The sequence below is a fragment of the Henriciella barbarensis genome (assembly GCF_003576345.1).
Classification (GTDB): domain Bacteria; phylum Pseudomonadota; class Alphaproteobacteria; order Caulobacterales; family Hyphomonadaceae; genus Henriciella; species Henriciella barbarensis.
This window is the reverse complement of the sequence record NZ_QWGB01000004.1, coordinates 18,656-42,203: the sequence shown is the minus strand read 5'-3', so window position 1 is coordinate 42,203 and position 23,548 is coordinate 18,656. Positions and strand designations below refer to the sequence as shown.

The window sequence follows — 23,548 nt, the reverse complement described above, 5'->3', positions numbered from 1 at the left end:
AGCATTTGTAACTCCGCATTAGACTTTTTCTCTGCCACGACTGGAACCTGCAGGTTTCGACTTCGTTTGACCTGTTCATATTCGAAGAGAAGGGGTCTACCCATGAATACGCTTCTTAAAACCACCGCGATCGCCGCAACTGGCCTGATGATGGCTGCCTGTACGCAGTCCGGTTACACCGAACGCAACGCCGCCGTTGGCGCAGGTCTCGGTGCTGCAGCCGGCGCTGTGATCGGCAATAATACGGGCGACGGCGATGCCGGGCGCGGCGCTGCAATCGGCGCAGCACTTGGCGGCGCAGCTGGCGCAGCAAAAGGTTGTACTGAGGCTGAAGACTGCGACATGCCAGGCGTTCGCGACCAGGCCGATGAGCAGGACTATGATGGCGACGGCTATGCAGACGCATATGACCGTTACCCGACCGACCCTCGTCGCTGGTAATATCGGTCCCTACTATGATTGAAGAAGGCCTCCTGAGTTCAGGGGGCCTTTTTTCTTGTGGCGAACGGACCGCGGCACCTTTGCTCAGGCCTACCCCGTGCTAGTTTCTGGCCTGCGTGCAGGACTGGCGTGCAGACATTCGTCAGTTTTCCCTGCTTGCGGTCTTGCCCCCTGCCCTCAAGCGCCGCTATAGCGCACCCGTTTGACCATTGGTCATGAAATGACGAGGACATGAGATGCCAAAACGCACCGACCTTAAATCCATCCTCGTTATCGGTGCCGGCCCCATTATCATCGGCCAGGCCTGCGAGTTCGACTATTCCGGCGTCCAGGCGATCAAGGCCCTCAAGGATGAAGGCTACCGCGTCATCCTGGTGAACTCGAACCCGGCGACGATCATGACCGACCCGGACATGGCTGACGCAACCTATGTCGAACCGATCACCCCTTATTTCGTCGAGAAGATCATCGCGGCCGAAAAGCCTGACGCGATCCTGCCAACCATGGGCGGCCAGACCGCGCTTAACTGCGCCCTTGACCTCTACAAGGACGGCATCCTCGACAAGTATGGCGTCGAGCTGATCGGTGCGCGCGCCGAAGCGATTGAAATGGCCGAAGACCGCGGCCTCTTCCGCGAAGCCATGGACCGCATTGGTCTCGAAAACCCGCGCGCCACCATCGTCGCCGCGCCTGAGATCAAGAATGAAGCTGGCAAGATCACCGGCTATGACCGGATCGAAGGCCTGAAGCGCGCCATGGAAGCACTCGACTTTGTCGGCCTGCCAGCCATCATCCGCCCGGCATATACACTTGGCGGCACGGGCGGCGGCGTTGCCTATAATGTCGAAGAGTATGAAGAGATCGTGCGGTCCGGCCTTGCTGCTTCCCCGGTCGCTCAGGTCCTCGTCGACGAGAGCCTCCTCGGCTGGAAAGAATTCGAGATGGAGGTCGTCCGCGACAAGGCGGACAACGCCATCATCATCTGCGCGATCGAGAACATCGACCCGATGGGCGTGCACACGGGCGATTCGATCACTGTTGCGCCCGCCCTGACGCTGACCGACCGCGAATACCAGATCATGCGCAACGCCTCTCTGGCAGTCCTGCGAGAGATCGGTGTGGAAACCGGCGGCTCGAACGTCCAGTTCGCAGTTAATCCGGACAATGGCCGCCTCGTCGTGATCGAGATGAACCCGCGCGTCTCTCGCTCCTCCGCGCTGGCTTCCAAAGCGACAGGCTTCCCGATTGCAAAGATCGCTGCCAAGCTGGCCGTTGGTTACACGCTCGACGAACTCGATAACGATATCACTGGTGTGACGCCGGCATCATTCGAGCCGACGATCGATTACGTGGTCACCAAGATCCCGCGTTTCGCCTTTGAGAAGTATCGCGGATCCGAGCCGACCCTGACGACTGCGATGAAGTCCGTTGGCGAAGCCATGGCAATCGGCCGCAACTTTCAGGAAAGCGTCCAGAAGGCGCTCTGCTCGCTCGAAACCGGTCTTACCGGCTTCAACGAATCTGAAGTAACCGGCAGCGAAGCGCTCCATTCGGCGCTTGCCCGCCCCACACCCGACCGCTTGCTCCATGTAGCCCAGGCTTTCCGCGAAGGGTTCAGCGTCGAGGAGGTCTTCAGGATCACCAGCATTGACCGCTGGTTCCTGCGCCAGATCGCTGGCCTCATCGAGACCGAAGCCAATGTGCGCCGTGACGGGCTTCCAACCGACCGCTACAGCCTGACAGAGCTGAAGGCACAGGGCTTTTCAGATGCGCGCCTCGCTGAGCTGACCGGCCAGTCCGAAACCGCTGTCCGCGCGGCTCGCCATGATATTGGCGTGCGTCCGGTCTACAAGCGTATCGACACGTGCGCCGCCGAATTCGCGGCCAAGACACCTTATCTATACTCGACCTATGAACACCCGCCCTACGGTAAGACAGAAGCCGATGATGAGGCGAACGTCTCGGATCGCAAGAAGGCGATCATCCTTGGCGGCGGTCCAAACCGGATCGGCCAGGGTATCGAGTTCGACTATTGCTGCTGCCATGCTGCGTTTGCGATGGAAGAGGTCGGCATCGAGTCGATCATGGTCAACTGCAACCCCGAAACCGTCTCGACCGACTATGACACCTCGGACCGGCTCTATTTCGAGCCGCTGACCCATGAGCACGTCTCCGAAATCATCGCCAAGGAACAGGGCAAGGGAGAGTTGCAGGGCGTTATCGTCCAGTTTGGCGGCCAGACGCCGCTTAAGCTTGCCACCCCGCTGCACGATGCAGGTGTTCCTATCCTCGGAACCAGCCCGGTTTCTATCGATCTCGCCGAAGACCGCGAGCGCTTTGCCGCCCTGCTCGACCGGCTTGAGATCAAACAGGCCCCATCCGCCACGGTGCGCTCCGAGGAAGAAGCGCTCGAAATGGCGCGCAAGCTTGGCTATCCGATCATGCTGCGCCCGAGCTTCGTGCTCGGGGGCCGCGCCATGGAAATCTGCCGCGACGATGATGATGTGCGCGCTTTCGCCAAGGAAGCGATGAAAGTCTCTGGCGACCAGTCTCTCTTCCTTGATCGCTATCTTTCTGACGCCATTGAGGTGGATGTCGACGCACTCTGCGACGAGACCAATGTCCACGTCGCCGGCATTATGGAGCATATCGAGGAAGCGGGCGTCCATTCAGGTGACAGCGCCTGCGCCCTGCCGCCCTATACACTCTCGGCCGAGATCATTCAGCGCCTGTCCGATTCTGCGGCGGCGCTCGCGCGTGCGCTCAAGGTTCGCGGGCTTATAAACATCCAGTTCGCCGTCAAAGGCGACGAGATTTATGTGCTTGAGGCCAATCCCCGTGCCTCCCGGACCGTACCCTTCGTGGCAAAAGCCGTCGGCGCCCCCATCGCCAGTATCGCCGCCAAGGTCATGGCCGGCGCTTCACTCAGCGAATTCGACCTCAGCAAGGCCAAGCCACGCCGTATCGCGGTCAAGGAAGCAGTCTTCCCGTTTGCGCGCTTCCCGGGCGTCGATCCGGCGCTCGGCCCGGAAATGCGCTCAACCGGCGAGGTGATGGGCTGGGATGATGATTTCGGTGCGGCCTTCCTGAAGTCGCAGATCGCTGTGGATGTTTACCTGCCACGCGAAGGCTGCGTCTTCATCTCGGTGAAGGACAGCGACAAGGCCGCCGTCCTGCCGTCCGCCCGCGAGCTTGTCGAGATGGGCTTCAGCCTTATCGCGACCAGCGGCACGGCCAGCTTCCTCGAAGAGAACGGCATTGCGGTTGATCGCATCAACAAGGTCATTGAAGGCCAGCCGCACATCGTTGACCGGATGATCAATGGCGGCGTGCAGCTCGTCTTCAACACAACCGAGGGTGCACAATCGCTCAAGGATTCCGCCTCGATCCGGCGCACGGCCCTTACCCGCAAGATCCCGTATTTCACGACGCTCGCAGCCTCGATCGCATCGGTTCAGGGCATCCGCGCACTGCGTGAACGCGAGCTTACGGTTCGCCCCTTGCAGCAGGCCTGACACAACCCCACTTGACGCAATTCGCGTTTAGACGGACGCTGACACGTTAAACAGACGGTTATTCTCGATATGCAAAGAACACCTATGACCGCCGAAGGGCACGCTGCCCTCGACGCAGAACTAAAGCATTTGAAGTCGGTTGAACGCCCGGCTGTCATCGCGGCTATCGCCGAAGCGCGTGAGCATGGCGACCTGTCGGAAAACGCCGAGTATCACGCTGCCAAGGAAAAGCAGAGCTTCATCGAAGGCCGCGTGGCTGAACTTGAAGACAAGCTCGCCCGCGCAGAAGTCATCGATGTGACCAAGCTCAAAGGCGACAAGGTCGTTTTCGGGGCTACCGTCACTCTCATTGATGCCGACACCGAAAAAGAAGTCACCTATCGCATTGTGGGTGAAGACGAAGCCGATATCGCCAAGGGCAAGGTGTCCATCCAGTCGCCGATTGCCCGCGCGCTGATCGGCAAGACGGTGGGTGATGAGGCAGAAGTCGCAGCACCCGGCGGCGCCCGTGTCTATGAAATCGAGAATGTCGAGTTCACCTAGGCGGCATCCCGCTGAAAGATCCGAGAGCCGGCAGGGACCTCCTTGCCGGCTTTTTCTTTTCCACATGAAAGCGCGGGTGCATGCCTCTGCGAAAACTGGCACAAGATGAGCCTGACCATAACCACACTGGAAAGGCGCACCCAGCATGGACCCGGCCTCTCTTGCCGACGAACAGCTAGGCCCTTCGGTCTGGGGTGTCTCAGACGGACGCGCAGGCAATGCCGCGCAAGTCCGCGCCGTCATGCGCGCTTTGTCCAGTACTGGCCGCTGGATGCAGGTTGCCCATATCGCCGGACAGGGCCACCGCGAGACGCCAATTGTGCTTACACCCCGCGCGCCATGGACGATACTGCCGGGCGGGAACTGGCCCCTGCCCCTCGCTGCCCTACCGAAAGACCAGCGCAGCCCGTTCCAGCCCCCTTTTCCTGATGTCTGGATAGCTGCAGGCCGCCGCAGCGCGCCCTATACCGCGCGGATCAGGGAGCTGTCTGGTGGGTGCACACTGACGGTCCAGATCCTCGACCCGAAGACCTCAGCCGACAAATTCGACCTCCTCGTCGTACCGCAGCATGATGACGTTACCGGCGCGAACGTAATCCAGACGGTCGGTTCGCCGTCTCACTTTGCAGCCGACGACATCGAAACCGCCGGGCAGACTTTCGCCGACCTCGCCGACGAGCAGGGTAAATCCTGCATCGTGATCCTCGGCGGCAACTCAAAGGCGCACCGATTTACTGAGGGCGCCGCTGACCGCCTCGAAGTCCAACTCGCGGCCCTCGCTCAGCAGAAATGGCGCCTGCGCATCACCGCCTCCCGTCGCACCCCGGTCGAAATCGTTGCCCGCTTCCGCGCCTTCGCTGACAAGGTGGGCGCGCGCTTCTGGTCCGGGCCGCAGGATGGCCAGAACCCTTACCTCGCCTGGCTTCTCTATTCAGACGCCGCCATCGTGACCGAGGACAGCGCCAACATGCTCTCGGACGCCGCCTGGCACGCCCTGCCTATCCACATTGCCCGCCTTGAAGGCTCCAGCCCGAAATTCGACCGCCTGCATGCAAGCCTCATCTCGCAGGGCTGTGCGCGCTGGTTTGATGGCACTCTGGGCCAGTGGCAGTACCCGCCGCTGCGCGAAGCAGACCGGGTTGCAGACGCGATTATTGGAAAGCTCATCGCGCGCCATCCACAGCCCGCCCTGAAAGACGTGAAAGATCAATCCGTTGTCCTGCCCGATTGGTTGGAATGAGACGTAATCACATTCTCAACTAACTGTTTTTTCAGCATTTTTCTTGACTTTCACGCAAGCCCCACGATCTTGCAGGCATGGCCCACACGCATTCGCACGGCATTGGACAACATGAGCACCGCCATCATCATGCGGTGACGGAGACGGCTGACGCTCGCAAGCGCGTCGCAATCGCCGCTTTCCTGACCTTCGCCTTCATGGGGGCAGAGGTTGTGGGCGGTATCATTTCCGGCTCGCTAGCGCTTCTGGCAGATGCGGCTCACATGCTGACCGATGCTGGCTCGCTGGCGCTGGCATGGGTCGGTTTCCGGCTGGCAGCGAGGCCCGCAGATGGCCTTCGCAGTTTCGGCTTTGCCCGCTTCAAGGTGCTCGCCGCCTTTGTGAACGGCCTCGCGCTGCTGGCGCTCGCCGTCTGGATTATCTGGGAAGCGATCAATCGCCTTCTTGAGCCACAGCCCATTCTTGGCGGCATCCTGCTAGGCGTAGCGATCGCGGGCCTCATCGTGAATATCATCGCCTTCTTCATCCTGCATGGCGGCGACCATGATGATCTCAATATGCGCGGCGCGATCTGGCATGTCGCAGGTGATCTCCTTGGTTCCGTCGCCGCAATTGTGGCCGCCATCCTCATCCTTGCGACAGGCTGGACACCTATCGACCCGATCCTTTCGGTCGTTGTTGCGCTGATCATCGCCGTGGGCGGCTGGCGTGTGACCCGTGAAAGCGCGCATATCCTGATCGAAGGCGTGCCACCTGGCGTCAGTCCGGACGACATCAAGAAAGACCTTGAGACTAATCTCGAGAACGCTGCCCGTGTTACCCACATCCACGCCTGGGCCCTGACAGAACAGAAACCTCTCGTCACGCTCGAAGTGGTTGCTCGCGATGGCGCCTGTCTCGATACAGTGCGGCGCGCCGTCAAAACACGGTTGCAGCAGCAGTTTGGCGTCGATCATGCGACGGTCGAGGTCCACAAGGCGCCCAACCTGCCCTGACAGTTTGCACGGCTGCTACGCACCTCGGGGGCTTTATTCACCGGCAAAGAATCCCCATACCTGTAGCCCAGAACACAAAGACCGGAGCGGGCGATGAGCGAGACAATCCATTCTGAAATCCTGATCATCGGATCCGGTCCGGCAGGCTGGACAGCCGCGATCTACGGTGCCCGCGCCCTGCGCGACACACGCGTTGTCGCGGGCCTTCAGCCGGGCGGCCAGCTGACCATCACTACCGAAGTGGAAAACTATCCAGGCTTCGCTGAAATCCAGGGCCCCGAGCTGATGGAGAAGATGCGCGAACATGCTGAGAAGATGGGTACCAAGGTCTCCGAAGATCACATCGCCGAGGTTGATTTCGAAAGCCGCCCCTTCCGCGCCACGGGCGAAAGCGGCACCATCTACACGGGCGACGCTGTCATCATCTGTACGGGCGCACAGGCGAAATGGCTCGGCCTGCCATCTGAAGAAAAGTATCAGGGCTTTGGCGTCTCAGCCTGCGCGACCTGTGACGGCTTCTTCTATCGCGGCAAGGAAGTCATCGTCGTTGGCGGCGGCAACACGGCTGTCGAAGAAGCGCTCTTCCTGACCAATTTTGCCTCGAAGGTCACCGTTGTGCACCGCCGCGACAGCTTCCGCGCTGAGAAAATCTTGCAGGACCGCCTCTTCAAGCATCCGAAGGTCGAAGTGCTCTGGGATACTGTGCTCGAAGAAGTCATCGGTGAGGACAACCCTCCCGGCGTAACGGGCGCACGCCTGAAGAACGTGAAATCCGGCGAAGAGGAAACGCGTGACGTGCACGGCGTCTTCATCGCGATCGGCCACGCGCCGCAGACCGAGCTCTTTAAAGGCAAGCTCGATATGAAGGCCAATGGCTACATCATTACCGAGGCGGGTACGACCAAAACGAATATTCCAGGCGTCTATGCCGCTGGCGACGTGACCGATGAGACCTATCGCCAGGCGGTTACAGCCGCTGGTATGGGCTGCATGGCCGCGCTCGAGGCCGAGCACTGGCTGGAAGAACAGGTCGCCATCAATGAGGCCGTCGCCGCCGAGTAGTCAGGGCGGCGAACAAATTCTTCTTTACCGCGGCGGAGTCATGGCCTGCCACCCTTCAGCTATGTTCTGATCACACGCCCATTGCCGGGCGGACACCATGCTCCTAGTCTTTCTCGACAAAATGAGAAAGATGGGGAGGTAAAGCGCCATGGCAGACGGCACGGTGCACGGAAAGGCTGACGAGAAATTCGCAGCTGTGCGCGAACAATTTGAGAAAAACCTGTCGAGCGGGGCCGATATCGGCGCGTCGTTCTGCGTCACCAAGGATGGCGAGACGATCATCGATCTCTGGGGCGGGCATGCCGACCCGGAAAAGACACGCCCTTGGGAAAAAGACACCATCGTCAACGTTTATTCGACGACCAAGACGATGACGGCGCTCACTGCCCTCTATCTCGCCGACAAGGGCCTCATCGATTTCGATGCGCCGGTCGCCGAGTACTGGCCGGAATTTGCCGCCAACGGCAAAAAGAACGTCAAGGTCTCGCACCTGATGAGCCACTCGGCGGGCCTTCCTGGCTGGACCGAACCCACCGACAAGGACATGCTTTACGACTGGGACCTTGCGACCAGCTTGCTCGCCGCCCAGGCCCCTATGTGGGAGCCGGGAACAGCCCCCGGCTATCATGCACTGTCGCAAGGCTATCTCGTCGGCGAAGTCATACGCCGCGCCTCTGGCCGCACAGTTGGCACTGTCTTCCGCGAAGATATCGCAGGCCCGCTGGACGCAGACTTCCATATCGGCCTGCCTGCCTCGGAAGATGCCCGTGTCGCTGACCTACAGCCGCCCCCTGTGCCGGCTGGCGGGATGAGCTTTACGTCCGACATCAAGAAGGCGGCTTTCTCCAACCCGGCCATCGACGTGATGGAAACGCGCACGCGTGACTGGCGCGGCGCCGAGATCCCGGCAGCGGGCGGGACCGGCAATGCGCGCTCGGTCGCCCAAATCCATACCGTCCTCGCCAATGGCGGTGCGTCAGGCGGCAAGCGGTTCCTGTCAGAGGCCGGTTGCCGCAAGGCGCTGGAGTGTCAGGTTGAGGGAACAGACCTTGTTCTAGACATGCCTGTGCGCTTCGGGATGGGCTTTGGCCTGTCCGGTGCGATGTCGCCTGCTCTCCATGAAGAGGCGATGTTCTGGGGGGGGTATGGCGGCTCTATTGTCCTCATCGACATGGCCGCCCGCACGACAATCGCTTACGCCATGAACCGCATGGAAGGCACGACCACCGGCGACATGCGCGCTATCGAACTTGCCGCAGCCACCTGGCAGGCCCTCGCCGCGACCTAGGAGTACCATGGAAACGCTTGAGGCAGATCTTGTCGTCATCGGCGCCGGCGTCATCGGGCTCGCGGTGGCCCGCGCCTGCGCCCAAAAGCGGCGCGATGTCATCGTGCTTGAAGCCGAAGACCTGATCGCGAGCCATACCTCCTCGCGCAATTCGGAAGTCATCCATGCCGGGCTCTATTACCCCAAGGGGTCGCTGAAGGCGCGCTTCTGCGTCGAAGGCCGGCGCAAGCTGTACGCCTATCTCGATGATCATGGTGTCGAGCACAAGAATTGCGGCAAGCTCGTCGTCGCTCATCCAGATGAAGAGAACCAGCTCTCGGATATCCTCGCCCGCGCCCGTGATAACGATGTTGAGGACCTCAAGATCATATCCGGCGTCAAAGCCCGGCGGCTGGAGCCAGCCCTTAGCGGAGACATCGCTGCGGCTATTCATTCGCCGGTCTCGGGCATCTTCGACAGCCATGGCTACTTTCTCGCACTTCAGGGAGAGCTCGAGGACGCAGGCGGCATGATCGCCTTTGGCACACCCGTAACCGAAGGCAGCCGCACGCCAGGCGGCGTGGAACTCATCACAGGCGGCGCAACCCCTTCAAAGATCACCGCCCGCACCGTCATCAATTGCGCCGGCCATCGTTCGATAGAGCTTGCCCGCCTCATAGACGCAGACATCGACCTGCCAGAACCCCACTATGTGAAGGGCAGCTACTTCAGCATACTCGGCAAGACGCCATTCTCGCGGCTTATCTACCCGATGCCGGGCAGAGCCAGTCTCGGCCTGCACCTTACTGTGGATCTCGCAGGCCGCGGCAAGCTTGGCCCCGACGCTGAATGGTTACCGGACGATGCCAGACCGCCCTTCGATTATCAGGTCGATCCCGCACGCGCGCCGCTCTTCTACGAATCTGCCCGCCGTTACTGGCCCGGCCTCCCGGAAGGTGCGCTGACGCCGGACTATGCGGGCGTGCGGCCCAAGATCGTTGAGAAAGGCGCGCCCTCTGGCGACTTCATGATCCGCAAGGAAAGCGAACACCTCATTCATCTCATTGGCATAGAGAGCCCCGGCCTGACCTCTTCACTCGCCATCGCAGACCATGTCGCAGGCCTGCTGGATTAGGCGGTTGCACGAGCCAACGGCAATGTGTATTCAGCCCGCTTCGCAGCCCCTTATGAGGCAGGCTGCGAAACGCCCCATGGGCCCTATCGGTTCGGTAGCTCAGCTGGTTAGAGCGCACGACTCATAATCGTGAGGTCGGGAGTTCAAGTCTCCCCCGAACCACCACTCTATTTCCGGCTTGTTTCGCAACACTAGTCAGACGACGTAGGCTCGCTGCTGCAGCTTAGGCTTTCGCGAATGTGTCGCGCGCCCTGCTAGCTGGTCGCTTCACGCATACGCTTCGACTTCTGGCTCCTGGCAGGCTGCCAGAGGTATCGGTAGACCCCGAACAGATTGATCCCGAGCAGTACGATATTCTGCAGCGCGAGTGGCGCCTCTTCCTGCATCGTGGAGGCCCAGACCCATGCGGCTGAGGAGAGAGAAAAAATCAGGAAGCCGAGGCCTGACCATTTCGCGCCGGCGTTCAACGAGACCAGCAGCGCTGCGACGATACACGAGAGCGAAGCAAACCATGTGAGGATATCAACCATCTTCGCGCTCCTTCGACAGGAGTTCGAAGTCGATCGGCTTGTAGGTATGATTATTGGACTGGCCGGCAGAACAGGCGGTCAGCGCTACGATCATATCCATTTCAGCGCGCAGCTGGATCGAATCTCCCGCCTTGCTCAGTGGGGGTCTGACCTCAATTTCCCCGGTCTCGCTATCCACCGCCACATGCATGAAGATGTTGAAGGCGATCGGCACCCGGTCTGATTCAATTCCGTAAGGCTCCAGCGCCATCTCCAGATTGCCCTGACAGCCTGGCGGTGGATCGGTCTCATCATAGAGCTTGCGAAACATCTCACGCGAGCAGGGCGTCAAGGTGAAGTCATGCCGCTTTACGTCGTCGGCGATGATCTCGAACATCGGGTTGCTCCGATTGGAGTAGAGAATGTCACCCGTTGTGAGAAACATCCTGCTCGCATAGTCGATGGAGCGGCCGGACGAGAGATACTCCTTCGTATCGGCCGCGCTGAAGGCGACCATGTCCGAAACCTGTTCGCCCTGCGGGTCAGTGACCTTGAGGATTTCGCCCTTTTTCAAAGTGAAGCCCTTACCGGACCTTGGAGGGATTCTCACCGTCAACTTGCCAACTCCTTTTTCTCGAATGGACAGACCCAATCGGAATTGACCTCTCGACCGCTATACTGCGCAGCGGCCGCGCCAAAACCGTGATCGGCCAGCATCGGATTGATCGAACCGGACAGCTCCTTGTCCCGCTCGCGAATGACGCTCTGCAGCTTCTCATACCGCCGGTCTTCCCGAAGCCGTTCAAACTGATCATGCGAATTGAAAACCAGCACCGGGTATTCGAACCGGCGCGCCGGTCGGGATGCGGCAGGATGCAGCCCAACCACGAAGAAGGGATGGCCGCCGAGGCTCATTGAGAAATGGCTGGACTGAGGGTCTTCTGACACATTATCCGCCCAGGACCGCCCGGCAGCGACGTCGAGATTGTGGAGCGACTGGAGCCGGTCCCACAGCGCGCGCTCGAAGTCAGTTTCCGTCGGCGGTATTTCATCGGGAAAGATAGCAGCGAAGGATTGAACGACCGGGCTGTTTACATCGATGGCGCCGAGAAATTTCGTCAGCTCTCGCTGAAGCTCGAAATCGTCAGAGGTGCGCAAGATGGACCGGTAGCAACGGGTTTCGAGCCCTTGGCGAACCAGTGCCGACTTGGCACCAACGCAAGGGAAATTGTCCGAAGAAATGAAATCTTCGAAGCGTTCTACAACCGGTTCTTGGCCGTTTGTCATATGATGTCTCCATTAGACGAGCGCATCATAAACTCCGGCCGAACTTTCATGGTTCCGATACCACCTCGCATTGAGGCGATTCATGGCACCACAACTTATCCGAGGTTATTCGAATGCGTAGCTTGTCGGGCAAATCAGCCGGAAACAGTTCCGCATTTCGTTCTAGGGCCGGGCGGCGACCACAGAAGCAGGCGTCGAAGTCCGTTCTGACAGAATGGGCCATACCATGAGCAGCATGCCTGCAATCATGAAGCAGAGGCTGACGGACCACACATGTGCCCACTGATAGCTTCCAGTGAAGCGCACCGCGTGCACACCAACAGCGGCAAAGAGTGAAACCCCCAGGCCAAATCGCATCCAGCGCGACGTCTTCACCTGATCGCGCAGCACCAGCCCGAGCCCGCAAAGCGCAACCGCTCCCAGCCAGAACAGTCCAGTCAGGGTGACCATGCTGATTCCGAGCAGGCTAACCGTCAGCGTTGCCGCCAGCAGGGCCGGGCTGCCCCAGACGAGCGCAGCCCATGCCGCCTCGAGACGCGGCATGCCGCGCCCGGCCTCGGCCCGTTTCAGGAAGTAGATATTCAGCCCTGCCGCCACGACGATGCAGAGACCAACCCCCATGAGGAAATAGGCCGCTTTCATGGCAAGCCCGCCAAAGTCGCCAAAGTGGAGCCGATAGGTCGACATGGCGATCTGCTTGCCTGCTTCCCCGTCCGTGTAGTCAGCCTTGCCAGTATAGGTACCGTCTGCGTCAAACTCGTACATCTCGCCATAGACCAGCCGGTCCGTGTGCTCGCCATAGATCGTGGTGTGCTGGCTTGCCGTGCCGGGGTCGTGGACGATCGCAAGGAAAGGATTGGCTTCAGGCGCCATCTCTTCCAGCATGATCATCGCTGCACGGACATCGGCAAGCGGCGCCGGGCTCTCATCAATTTCGCCCTCAGCGCCGAATATGGACTCGGTCAGAGCGCGAGGATTGCCGTCAAAGCTCGTCTGCGCGAGCACCATCGCCACCACAACGAACAGACCGATCATTGCACCGGTCAATGCGATCGCGATCGTGAAAGGCGCGGTCCAGACGCTGAGCCGGTTGTGCAGGTCTGCCTGCACCAGACGTGCCTGGCCCTTTGTGCGAAGACGGAACGCATCACGGAATATGCGTGGGTGCGCCAGCAGGCCAGACACCGCCATCGCCACCAGCATGACACCCAGTATGGCGACCACGATCATACCGAAACTGGTTGGCAGGCTAAGATAGTAATGAAGATGAACAAGGAAGTCGTTCCATGCCGTGTCATAACCGCCTGTCATGGCGCCCTGCGCATTCGCCGTTTCCAGCCCGTCATCGCCGCCGACAACGAAACGCTGCCAGTTGTCGCGAGGTAGGTAGAGATAGAGATGGGTTGTGTCGGGTTGCGTCTCGAAGACATTGTTGGCAGCCGCTTGCGCGACATCTGGCGAGACGGTCTCCACCGGCGCCTGGACAGGGTTCTCCCACCAGCCGATCTCATCCTCGAACATTGCCACCGTGCCCGACAGGCAGACGATGAACATGAGCGCACTGATCACCAGCCCCATAACCGAATGCGCCGACAGGGACCTGTCGACGCGCGCCTTGCTGGACTTTGGCCAGATGGAAGTCGCCATGGAAAAATTCCTTTCTAGAGCGGCGCGAAGGCGGCGATGAGACTGAAGATAAGCGCACCACCAGCGTAAGCAGAACGTCGCCCTGCCCGCGGCTCCATGAGAAGCAGCACGGATACGACAGCCCAGATGACAACAGACGCGATGATGGTGGTCGCACCCGCTGTCGCGACGCTGACAGATGCAGCGCGCATGAGTTTGAACAGGCCCGCAGCGCAGAACAAGGCGATGCCGCCAGCGATTGGGCCGGTGAGCAGGAAAGTCCAGACACCTGCAAGCCCGCTCAGCACGCGATTGGAAGAAAGGACAGGCGTGTCACCGACCCCCGCCCGCTGGCGAACGCCTGCGACAGGAAGCGCCACACCTCTCATCATCGGAATGGCGAGGTAGATGCAGGCAGCCACCATCACGATGACGCTGATCTGTGCCAGTCCGCGATCTCCATTGGCGACAAACCCGGCCACAACCGCTGCAAGAAGCAGCGCCCAACCGCCCGCTACGTGGAAGGGCCGACCGGGCCGCTTCCACGCAGTATAAAGGATGTAGAGACCGCCGAGCCCCGCAGCAGCGGCCAGAAGGAACAGGCTCCATTCAAACGTGCTCATGACGGGCGGTCTCCCCTACTGGTTGGCTAGAAGTCGTAGCTGAGGCTGGCGACTACGGTGCGGCGCAGGCCCGGGAAGCAGTCGCCGCGCGTCAGACAGCCGGTGAGATAGTCTTCATCGGTGATGTTGCGCGCATTGATGGCAAAGTCCCACTGGTCCCACTCATAGCCGACCATTAGGTCGCCCAGCGTATAGTCCGGCGTCGTGTAGGAAAGGGCCGCATTCTCGGACACGGTCTCGCCGACATAACGGATGCCAGCGCCCGCCTTGAAGCCTTTCCATGCCCCGTCCGGCCGCCAGGTCGTCCAGACCGAAGCTTGCGTTTCCGGGATTGCCGAGAGCTGGAAGCCATTCGGGTCTTCGGCATCAATGGTGGAGGCAGCCGCCTGGAAATAGATCTCGTCGAATTGCAGGCGGGCTTCGGCCTCGAACCCTTTCAACGTCGAGGTGCCCTGTTGCTGCGCAGCGTTCCCAGGCAGAGAGTTCGGGTTCGGCAGGTTCGATATCTCGATATCGTAGTACGATGCCGTGATGATGCCCGGGATACCGCGCGGCTCATACTTGAAACCGACCTCGTACTGGCGCGCCTCTTCCGGCTCCAGCTGCTTGCCATTGCTGTCGGTTCCAACGACCGCCTCGAAGCTTTCGGCATAGCTGACATAAGGCGAGAAGCCATTGTCGAAGCGGTAGAGGACACCAAAGCTCGTAGAGACGGCGTCGTCTTCCTGGCTGACCGCGCCACCCTCATTTTCAACGCTGTCAAAGCGGATGCCTGCTGTGAACCGCCATTTATCATAGGCCATTTGGTCGGACAGGTAGACGCCCGTATCCTTAGTCGTCTGTGTTGGCGCATTATTATAGATCGCGTCGAATACCGACTGATCGGGAGCGCCTGTGTAAACGGGGTTCTTCAGGTCCAGCACGTAGCGGAAATCACCGGCCAGCGCACCGCCTGCAAAATAGTAGGATGTGTTGCTGTCAGTCTCGACATCCTGATGCTGGACGCCCGCCAGCAGCTCATGCTCAAGCGCGCCGGTCGTGAAATCAGCCCGCAGGCGGATATCGCCGGCCAGCTGATCGAACGTGTTGTCGCCTTGATAGAAAGTGCGGGCAACAGTCGTGTCGGTGAAGAGATTCACGCCGAGCACGTCATTGATGTAGCGGGTACCGCCAATGAAGGCTGGCCAGGCCTGGTGATAGTCCGCCTCGCCCGAACGCCAGAGCGCCGTGCCTTCAATCATCAGATTGTCGTTGATGCGGTGCTCACCCAGAAGGGTGACCTGCTCAGAACTGGTATTGTAGCGGTTGAAACCTTCCTCGCCAGCATAGACCTGCCAGTCGAGATAGCTTCCATCGTCAAGTGGTTCGAGTGTGCCTTTGATCGGAAGGAACTGTGCCGCCGTGTCGCTGTCAGTGTCCTGCACAAGGCCGATGAGTGTGAAGCGCGTGTCAGGCGTTGCCTGCCAGGCCAGCGACGGCATGAAGACTTTCGTCTCCTCGTCGACCTGATCAACCTGCGTTCCGGTGTCACGATAGAGACCAACGAGCCGGAAAGAAAACGGGTTGTCCTCGCCGCCGATTGGGCCGGTAACGTCGCCTGCCACTTCATAGCGATCGAAATTGCCGACCTCCGCGCGCAGCTCGCCGCCAAATGTATCGCGCGGCGTTTTCGACACATAGTTGACGATGCCGCCCGGTGAGCCCTGCCCGTAAAGCACCGAAGCTGGCCCTTTCAGGACTTCGATCTGCTCAACGGTGTAGAGGTCCGCCCGGGTAGAGTTATAGCTGCCGAAGAGCTCCTGGATGGAGTCGCGATAGCGCGGCAGCACCAGTCCGCGTGACTGCGGGAAATCTCCACGCGTTGAAAGGCCATAAGGCTCTGCGGTCACGCCCGCGACATAGGTCAGGGCAGAGGCGAGGTTCAGCGCGCCCTTGTCGATGAACATCTCGGCGGTTTCGACAGACAGGGTCCGCGCGGTCTCGACGATTGGGGTGTCGGATTTGGTCGCACCGAATGCGGTCGTTCCCGTTACGATGATGGTTTCCTGACGACTGTCAGCGTCTTCAGCGGTCGCGGCCTGCTGCGCGACTGCGAGTGCGCTCGTGCTCACTGACATAACCAGCACTGCTGCGAGTGTTCGATACCCCATGATCCCTCAACTTTCGAGAATGCGAATGATTTTCAATTCCACGCGCACTAGCGAGCCCACTTTTGCGAGTCAATCGCATTTGCAGACATTTTTTTGAGGAATTGCGCAGCCTGCCCCGGAAGCGGCAACGGCACCTGCGTACGAAGCGTTTCGCCACTGGATTCTTGAATGCAAGTAGTCTATAGAGGCGCTTGGTAGAGTATACCGCGTAGAGTGGATCAGGGAGACCTATTTGGTCTCCCTTTTTCGTTGTCTGGCGACAGCCATGCTTTGACGTCTCTCCAGCCGTCTGCGACTATTGCTTCGCCGACTGGCAACACCCTGCATCAACATCTGGTATCCCATTTGCCTCAGCCTTCTCGTACTGCGCCCCTCGAAGTCTGGCATCATGCGGGGACGACGCGGCTGCGCATTCACATATGGAACGATGACGCGCCCGGTCGGCCCCTTGTTTTCCTGAATGGCATCGGTTCTCCGCTGGAACTTATTCCGCCCTTCGCCGCGCAATTCGGGGATACTCGGCTCATCGCGATCGAAATGCCGGGCAGCGGTCAGACGCCGGAAACCGACATTGTCTGTTCGCCCATCTTCCTTGCCCGCCTTGTCGTACAGGCCTGCGCCGCGCTGGGTGCAGAGCGATTTGACCTGATGGGCTTCTCGCTTGGCGGCGTGCTCGCCCAGCAAGTGGCGCTCCAGTACCGCAAGGAAGTCGCAAAGCTCATTCTCGCCGGCACATGCAGCGGCTTCACCATGCTGACGCATGACTGGCGCGAAGTTGGCCTGTTTTCGTCAGCCTTCCCGTTCCTGAAGCTATGGAACGAGCTTGAGCACGATCTCGGCAAGCTGCACCAGGCCACCAACGCCGCGACCTTTGCGTTGCCGGATGTCATGTCGCGCCAGCTTCTCGGCTTCACAGGCTGGTCCAGCCTTGCCTTCCTGCCATTCCTGGCATCCCCGACGCTAATCCTCGCTGGCACGCGAGACAGCATCATCGCGCCGTCCAATGCGGTTCAGCTGTCTACCTTCATTCCAGGGTCTCGTCAGGAATGGATTGATGATGGCGGCCATCTCTTCCCGTTCCTGAAACCAGATCAGACGGCACAAAAAATCCGGCCCTTCCTGGGCCGGACTTCTGTCGTTGAAACGATGCCCGCTGCTGTCAAAAGCAACGCCTTGCACTAACTAGGCAAGGTCCTTGCGGCTCGTGATGATGCTGCCAACGAGGCCATAGGAAACCGCTTCTTCTGCGCTCATCCAGTGGTCGCGATCGGTATCAGCCTTGATCTTCTCGAGCGGCTGACCCGTCGCTTCAGCAAAGATCTCGTTCAGACGCTCACGCATACGCACGATCTCACGCACCTGGATATCGATGTCAGAGGCCTGGCCGCCAAAGCCGCCACGCGGTTCATGAAGCAGGAAGCGGGTATTCGGCAGAGCGTAACGGTTCTCTTTCTTGGCGGCCGAATAGATCAGCGCACCTGCAGAGGCGACCCAGCCAGAACCAAGGATTTTCACGTCCGCATTCACGAACTTGATCATGTCATGGATCATGTCGCCGGATTCAACATGGCCGCCTGGCGAGGAGACCACGAGAAGGATCGGCTTGTCGCTTTCGGAATCAAGCGCGAGAAGGCGCTCACAAATCCGTCGCGCAAGTTTATCGTCCACACCGCCCGTAAGCATGATGGTTCTGGCCTTGAACAGCGCCTCTTCGAGAAAGGCGTTTGGCTCAGATTGAGGTTTCTGTTCGGTCTCATCGTCGAGGCGATACATGACGTCTCCCGTGCATTCAGTCAGATGCCATAGGTGAGGCGCGCCAACGCTATGGTCAAGCACCTCACTCACCTATTCTGGCGTATGGGTGACGCTGACCCCGAACTGTTCGACCAATGCCGCAGTATCATCCGCGCGAGCGAGCTCCTCGATGCGATCCGGTGATAGTGGTTCAGGCGGTTCTACGCGGATGTCGAGACTGCCCCCAGACGTCTCGAAGTAAGATGCCACTGCCTCTATCCAGTCGACCGCCTGCGGGAACTCGTCCTGCACACTGCCCTTCGCCGAACGGGTCATAACGGCAATGAACTCGCGCAAGTCTTCGGGCGGCATACCCGCCAGCGTCGCGCCCCACCCTTCGCTCTCATGTTGCTGGCCCAGGGCATGGAGGTAACCAAACAGCTTGTCATAACCACCATCATCGGACTCATAGAGGCGCGCGCCATTGAAGGTGAAATGTGTCTCGAACAGGTCTTCAAACGCTGAGTCCAGTTCGCCTCCATCAGCGGCGGCAGCGATCGGATCATAAGGCGGCAGATTTATGCCAAGCCTGGCAATGCGCTCACCAAATTCGTCAGATTGCGCCTTGAATGACCATTCCGTAGCGCCTGTGTCCTTACTCCAGGTCATAGCTGCCTGGATGTCTGCGGGGATTTCGCTGAAGCCATGCTCATCGAGAAGGTCGATGCCCGCTTCGATGTCGTCGCGAACGGCCTGCATCTCTTCATCATCTCCGGATGGCAGGAACGACAGAACAGTTCCCCCAATCTCGCCCGGATAGACAGCCAGACCTTCCATATCCACCATGATGGCTTCCGGCAGCAGCCATTCGAACTCGTCCGCCGTCACCCTCATTTCGTCGACACGAAACACTTCCGAGCCGTCTATCTGGTAGGAGTAGTTGCTGACTGCACTCCGGCCCAGGCTGATCAGGTCACGCTCGTCGAAACCTGGAAACTCGCTGCGCGCAAGAAAGCCCGCCAGCCTGTCGAGGCGAATATCCTCATAGGACATGAAATCAGTTGTCTGCAGCTGGTCGATATTCAGTCCATCCGGATAGACCTCTTCGGCCTCCAGCGCGTCGCCATCGAAAGACATGCCCTGCTGCTGGCGCATACCGGAATAGTAGATCCCGCCAATGTCGTAGCCGGAGAGCCCCTCATAGCCATAGAAGTCGAGCGTGTAGGACACGCTCTGGCTGACCTCTGCACTGTCGATCTGAAGCGTCATGTCCATATTGCGGGCGGATCCGCGCTCAATCTCGACAGAGCGGCCAACAGCGATCACCTGCTGCGCAAGACGCAGGGCCTGAAGCCCGTCAAAACCTTCTTCTTCCAGCTCGCCAGACTCGATCTCAAGCATATCGGTCAGCTGTGCAAATTGCTCCTCGCTCATTGGCGTGAATTGAAAAGGCCGCAGGGTAAGCGCGCCGGTCACCGTTCTCTCAACCGTCATGTCGAACTGATCGATACCGAAATCGACCTCGCTCGACGCCTCTTCGCCGATCTGCGCTTCCATCACATCGAAAACCGCTTCCATGGCGCCTGCCGCGCCGAACAGTGAATAACCATCGGCTTCCAGCCGATCGAAAACCGTACCGGTTTCATCAAGGCGCTCACCATTCAGGCGCGCGATCAGCAGATCATCCTCAAAACCCCAGACGCGCGCCTCATCCATGGCGACGCCAAAAGCTGGCTCTGTATTGATCGTGACCCGCAAATTCTCGAACGCCGTGGCGCCCGTCATTTCATCGAATGACTGTTCGTCCCAACTTACACTGACGAACTCAGGCAGCAGGCCCTGAATATCTGAGAGGTCTGCCTCACCGCTTTCCGGGTCCGCATAGACCTCGGCATCGAACGCTTCGAACGAAGCCAGCTTCTCGCTCCAGCTAACGGCCTCGACAGTCGCTGGCGCGCTTTCAGTCGTTGCAGAACCCGACGGCCCACCGCTTTGTCGAAGTTCAGGAACGCGAGGAGGATTGTCACAAGCCGTCAGATATGTCGACAGGACGAGCGTCGTCCCGAGTGAAATGCGTTTCATGATGTTGTGTCCCCTGGAAACGGTCCTGTCAGTCTCCGTCGAAAGAGACCAGCGCTTTGACTTCAACACCCATATTACGCACCCGGCGCGCTCCGCCAAGGTCAGGCAGGTCAACAAGGAAAACAGCCGATACAATATCGGCGCGCCCCCGACGAAGCAGTTTCACGCCGGCCTCAGCCGTTCCGCCGGTCGCGATCAGGTCATCAACCAGCAAAACCCGCTCACCGGGCTTAACCCCATCCACGTGCATGTGAAGCGCATCGGAGCCATATTCGAGCTCATAGGACTCGCTGAACGTGCGGTATGGCAGTTTTCCCGGCTTGCGGAGCGGCAGAAAGCCTGCATTCAGCCGCACGGCGATGGCACCGCCGAGAATAAAACCGCGCGCATCAATGCCGGCGACCTTGGAAATCTCGAACTTCTCGAAGGGGGCCGACAGCTTTTCGACGGCCGCAGAAAATGCCTTCGCATCTGCCATCAATGTCGACACGTCCCGAAACATGATCCCGGTTCGGGGGTAATCGGGCACAGTGCGGATGGTTGATTTGAAGTCCATCCCGCCACTCTACCCGTTTTAATGATCGGCGGAACGCCTTTTTACTAGCGCCGACGGCGCCGACGACGGCTAGGTTGTGCCAGATCGCCTGTGATCGGCGCAGGAGTTGGCTCCACGACTGCATTATCCACTAAAGGTTCATGCTCAACCGAGGCTTCCGCAGCGCGCTGTTCGCCTTCGGGCTCTGGAAAATCATTCTCCGCGGGCGCTTCTTCAATCTCTGGCTCAGCAGCCATCTGGACCGGTTCGTCGGCTGAAGGGGCAGATTCGACCTCTTCAGGGACACTTGCTGCAAGCTCGCCCTGAGCTTCCCCTTGGCCGCTTTCTGGCGTGCCGTAATAGGCCTCAGCCGTCATACCCGGCTCGCTGGGCCGCAGCGGCGTGCGCAAGCGGCGCACGTCCTTGAAAACCTCATCACGCAGCGCCATGCCTGGTATAAGCGCCTTCGTGAAACCGAGGGATTTCACCCAGTTACGCACGGCAGAGCGGCTCGTCGATGGCGCCTTCTCCGGCAGGCCGCCCTTATTGTGTTCCCAGAGATAAAGGATGGCGAGCGCTTCGACTGCACGGCGTCTGTACGCGCCGATCGTATCGTCGGTCTGGCCCTGTCGGACGGCACTGCGCCCTGCTTCAAGGGTCTGATACGTTGCATCGAGGCGCTCCAATGAGCGTCTGTCCTTGATCGCAGGCTGGGTAAGCAGGCTAGCGAGTTGTGGCCGGGCAAGCTGAACCGCCAGGTCTTCGCGGACATCACCATTCGTATTCAGTTCTCGAAGTTCTGACAGGACCCGCTGCAGGTTGAAGCGGAATTCATGCCCCACCCCGTCCAGCGCCAACTTCAGCGCTTGTCCGTTGGCCCGGCTGTTCTTCCAGACAAACCACACGATCATCAGCAAGATGATGGCTGCAATGCCACCGCCAATGACCATCAATACTTCAAGATTTTCTTCCGTCATTCTACTCAACCCCTGCCCCGGTCGGGCAAGGTTAACCCAGTTGAAAGACGGGGTCGAACATGTTCGCGTCTCAAGTGAATTCCGCTTGCCTTGCACGGGCATTTTAAAGCTGGGGACTGCGCTCTGTGCACAGCCCTCTCGCCGCGATCAGGGCTGGCGGTCCAGAAACCCGATAATCCTGTCATGCGCATCGACAGAAGCATCTTCATCGTACTGGACAGCGACGAAACCGTCTGAGAACGCGCTCGCCTGAACGCTCTGACCACCCCGGAACGCCTTGTAATCGAAGCCGTGATAGACGCCCGGATAGGTTACCCATTGCGCACCAGATGCCTCGCTACGCCTGCGGATGTCGGCGCATTCCGACAAGGGCGTCAGCCGATCCTCCTCCCCAGTGAGGACCAGGTACGCAATATTTTGCGATAGCGAAGCGAATGGACTGCAATCGGGGTAAAGCGCAACAACACGGTCAGCACCGGTCCGGTCGCCAGCAATGAAGACACCAGAGCCTCCAAGTGACCAGCCGACAAGCGATACAGGCAGACGATCGCCGCGGCTTGCCCGGTTCGTACCCTGGATAGCGGCCAGCCGGATGGCCTCGGCCACATCTTCCAGACGCGCGCCCCCATTGCAGGTGTTACGCATACCGAAGGCGCTCTCATAATCCGCGATCACAACGTGCTGGCCACTTTCAGCAAGCCGCCGCGCCAATGGCCGCATCGGCTGCGTATGCGCACGATCTGAGACACCCCCGCATCCCGGCGCGAGCACGACAACACTCTCAGCGAGGCCGGCGGCTTCAAAGTGCTCAAAGACAAAGTCCTGCGGCGAGGGTGCGGGGGTCGGTCCCGTTCCACATGACGCCAACAACATTAGAGCGACGAGGATGCTGAACCTGGCCGGCATCTGCAGCTTACGTCTTCAATACACGGCCCGCCACGGCATCGAGCCTGGCGAGCAGGTTCGCGTCGCGTGCATCCGGCGCGGTGATTAATGCATAGTCGAGGCAGGTCTCGATGGCCTGAGGCGAGTTGGTGCGCGGTACACCGGAGAGAAGCTTTGCAAGCTCCGTAAGCGCCTTCTTGGCCGCTGCCGTATTCGATTGCATGATCTCAAGCACATTGGCGACCGACACTGCCTCGGTCGCATCGCGCCAGCAGTCATAGTCGGTGACCATTGCCATGGTCGCATAGGGCAGCTCTGCCTCGCGGGCGAGCTTCGCTTCAGGCATGTTCGTCATGCCGATCACGTCGCACTCCCACTGGCGATAGAGGAAACTTTCGGCGCGCGAGGAGAATTGCGGTCCCTCCATGGCGAGGTATGTCCCGCTGCGATGGACCGTCACGCCAGCCTTCTCCGCAGCATCGCCGGCCAGCTGGGAGAGGCGTTCGCAGACAGGGTCGGCCATGGAGACATGCGCCACCATACCCGGGCCGAAGAAGCTTTTCTCGCGCGAAATTGTGCGGTCGATAAACTGGTCCACCATAACAAAATCACCGGGCGCGTACCGCTCCCGCAGTGAGCCGCATGCAGAGATCGACAGCACATCGGTGCAGCCTGCTCTTTTCAGCGCGTCGATATTGGCACGGTAAGGTACATGCGTCGGCGTCAGCCTGTGTCCACGGCCATGGCGCGGCAGGAAGACGAAGTGAACATCACCGATGCGGCCGGTAGTCAGCTCATCGGATGGGTCACCCCACGGCGTTTCGATACGCATGGTGTCGACGTCTTCGAAACCGTCCACATCGTAGAGACCCGAACCGCCGATAACGCCGATTACCCATTTACTCATCGTCTTTTACTCCTGACTTTCTCCATGGCTGAAAG

21 protein-coding genes and 1 tRNA gene are annotated in these 23,548 nt (G+C 59.7%); 10 read left to right on the top strand and 12 right to left on the bottom strand.

The features are described from left to right. Positions 1-102: 102 nt before the first annotated feature. The 9 genes from D1224_RS01445 to D1224_RS01405 all read left to right on the top strand — a co-directional run bounded on the left by D1224_RS01445 (position 103) and on the right by D1224_RS01405 (position 10,363). A complete protein-coding gene (locus D1224_RS01445) occupies positions 103-441 on the top strand; it encodes a glycine zipper domain-containing protein (RefSeq protein ID WP_119378165.1) in 339 nt (112 codons plus the stop codon). 236 nt (positions 442-677) lie between these two features. Continuing rightward, positions 678-3,956 carry a carbamoyl-phosphate synthase large subunit gene (gene carB, locus D1224_RS01440; RefSeq protein WP_119378164.1) on the top strand — a complete coding sequence of 1,093 codons (3,279 nt, stop codon included), beginning with the start codon at positions 678-680 and terminating at the stop codon, positions 3,954-3,956. 69 nt (positions 3,957-4,025) lie between these two features. Further along, a complete protein-coding gene (gene greA / locus D1224_RS01435; RefSeq protein WP_119378163.1) occupies positions 4,026-4,499 on the top strand; it encodes a transcription elongation factor GreA in 474 nt (157 codons plus the stop codon). 145 nt (positions 4,500-4,644) lie between these two features. Beyond that, the gene (locus D1224_RS01430; RefSeq protein WP_119378162.1) at positions 4,645-5,739 is read left to right on the top strand and encodes a mitochondrial fission ELM1 family protein; all 1,095 of its coding nucleotides are present in this window, start codon (positions 4,645-4,647) and stop codon (positions 5,737-5,739) included. A 77-nt stretch (positions 5,740-5,816) separates the two neighbouring features. Beyond that, positions 5,817-6,734 (top strand): cation diffusion facilitator family transporter, encoded by a 918-nt coding sequence (locus D1224_RS01425; protein ID WP_119378161.1) that lies wholly within the window; start codon positions 5,817-5,819, stop codon positions 6,732-6,734. Positions 6,735-6,827: 93 nt separating this feature from the next. After that, positions 6,828-7,796, top strand: coding sequence for a thioredoxin-disulfide reductase (gene trxB, locus D1224_RS01420; RefSeq protein WP_119378160.1), 969 nt, complete (start codon positions 6,828-6,830; stop codon positions 7,794-7,796). 148 nt (positions 7,797-7,944) lie between these two features. After that, complete coding sequence (locus tag D1224_RS01415; protein WP_119378159.1) at positions 7,945-9,084, top strand: serine hydrolase domain-containing protein; 1,140 nt, start codon at positions 7,945-7,947, stop codon at positions 9,082-9,084. A 7-nt stretch (positions 9,085-9,091) separates the two neighbouring features. After that, positions 9,092-10,198 carry an NAD(P)/FAD-dependent oxidoreductase gene (locus tag D1224_RS01410; RefSeq protein ID WP_119378158.1) on the top strand — a complete coding sequence of 369 codons (1,107 nt, stop codon included), beginning with the start codon at positions 9,092-9,094 and terminating at the stop codon, positions 10,196-10,198. Between the two features lie 88 nt (positions 10,199-10,286). Further along, a tRNA-Met gene (locus D1224_RS01405) sits at positions 10,287-10,363 on the top strand. Between the two features lie 89 nt (positions 10,364-10,452). Here D1224_RS01405 and D1224_RS01400 read toward each other — a convergent pair. From D1224_RS01400 to D1224_RS01375, 6 genes are all read right to left on the bottom strand, one after another. After that, a complete protein-coding gene (locus D1224_RS01400) occupies positions 10,453-10,728 on the bottom strand; it encodes a hypothetical protein (protein ID WP_119378157.1) in 276 nt (91 codons plus the stop codon). After that, complete coding sequence (locus D1224_RS01395; protein WP_119378156.1) at positions 10,721-11,323, bottom strand: DUF1989 domain-containing protein; 603 nt, start codon at positions 11,321-11,323, stop codon at positions 10,721-10,723. Before D1224_RS01395 ends, D1224_RS01400 begins: the two co-directional genes overlap by 8 nt. Continuing rightward, entirely contained in the window at positions 11,320-11,994 is a 675-nt protein-coding gene (gene gntA, locus D1224_RS01390; RefSeq protein WP_119378155.1) for a guanitoxin biosynthesis heme-dependent pre-guanitoxin N-hydroxylase GntA, read from the bottom strand. Before gntA ends, D1224_RS01395 begins: the two co-directional genes overlap by 4 nt. A 162-nt stretch (positions 11,995-12,156) precedes the next feature. After that, positions 12,157-13,641, bottom strand: a complete 1,485-nt coding sequence (locus D1224_RS01385) for a PepSY-associated TM helix domain-containing protein (RefSeq protein WP_119378154.1) — start codon at positions 13,639-13,641, stop codon at positions 12,157-12,159. Between the two features lie 14 nt (positions 13,642-13,655). Beyond that, positions 13,656-14,243 (bottom strand): hypothetical protein, encoded by a 588-nt coding sequence (locus tag D1224_RS01380; RefSeq protein ID WP_119378153.1) that lies wholly within the window; start codon positions 14,241-14,243, stop codon positions 13,656-13,658. A gap of 26 nt (positions 14,244-14,269) precedes the next feature. Beyond that, positions 14,270-16,393, bottom strand: coding sequence for a TonB-dependent siderophore receptor (locus tag D1224_RS01375; protein WP_233350344.1), 2,124 nt, complete (start codon positions 16,391-16,393; stop codon positions 14,270-14,272). Between the two features lie 345 nt (positions 16,394-16,738). On the opposite strand from D1224_RS01375, the gene D1224_RS01370 reads away from it, so the two are divergent. Continuing rightward, the gene (locus D1224_RS01370) at positions 16,739-17,575 is read left to right on the top strand and encodes an alpha/beta fold hydrolase (protein WP_182482120.1); all 837 of its coding nucleotides are present in this window, start codon (positions 16,739-16,741) and stop codon (positions 17,573-17,575) included. Here D1224_RS01370 and D1224_RS01365 read toward each other — a convergent pair whose 3' ends face one another. From D1224_RS01365 to D1224_RS01340, 6 genes are all read right to left on the bottom strand, one after another. Further along, positions 17,576-18,166 (bottom strand): ATP-dependent Clp protease proteolytic subunit, encoded by a 591-nt coding sequence (locus D1224_RS01365; RefSeq protein ID WP_119378151.1) that lies wholly within the window; start codon positions 18,164-18,166, stop codon positions 17,576-17,578. It lies immediately after the preceding gene. A 72-nt stretch (positions 18,167-18,238) separates the two neighbouring features. Next, a complete protein-coding gene (locus D1224_RS01360; RefSeq protein ID WP_119378150.1) occupies positions 18,239-20,209 on the bottom strand; it encodes a hypothetical protein in 1,971 nt (656 codons plus the stop codon). 28 nt (positions 20,210-20,237) lie between these two features. After that, positions 20,238-20,765 carry an adenine phosphoribosyltransferase gene (locus D1224_RS01355; protein ID WP_119378149.1) on the bottom strand — a complete coding sequence of 176 codons (528 nt, stop codon included), beginning with the start codon at positions 20,763-20,765 and terminating at the stop codon, positions 20,238-20,240. A 44-nt stretch (positions 20,766-20,809) separates the two neighbouring features. After that, positions 20,810-21,721 carry a hypothetical protein gene (locus tag D1224_RS01350; protein WP_119378148.1) on the bottom strand — a complete coding sequence of 304 codons (912 nt, stop codon included), beginning with the start codon at positions 21,719-21,721 and terminating at the stop codon, positions 20,810-20,812. A gap of 147 nt (positions 21,722-21,868) precedes the next feature. After that, on the bottom strand, positions 21,869-22,627 hold the full coding sequence (locus tag D1224_RS01345; protein WP_119378147.1) for a dienelactone hydrolase family protein: 759 nt from the start codon (positions 22,625-22,627) through the stop codon (positions 21,869-21,871). 7 nt (positions 22,628-22,634) lie between these two features. Then, positions 22,635-23,513 (bottom strand): S-methyl-5'-thioadenosine phosphorylase, encoded by an 879-nt coding sequence (locus tag D1224_RS01340; RefSeq protein WP_119378146.1) that lies wholly within the window; start codon positions 23,511-23,513, stop codon positions 22,635-22,637. Positions 23,514-23,548 lie beyond the last annotated feature (35 nt).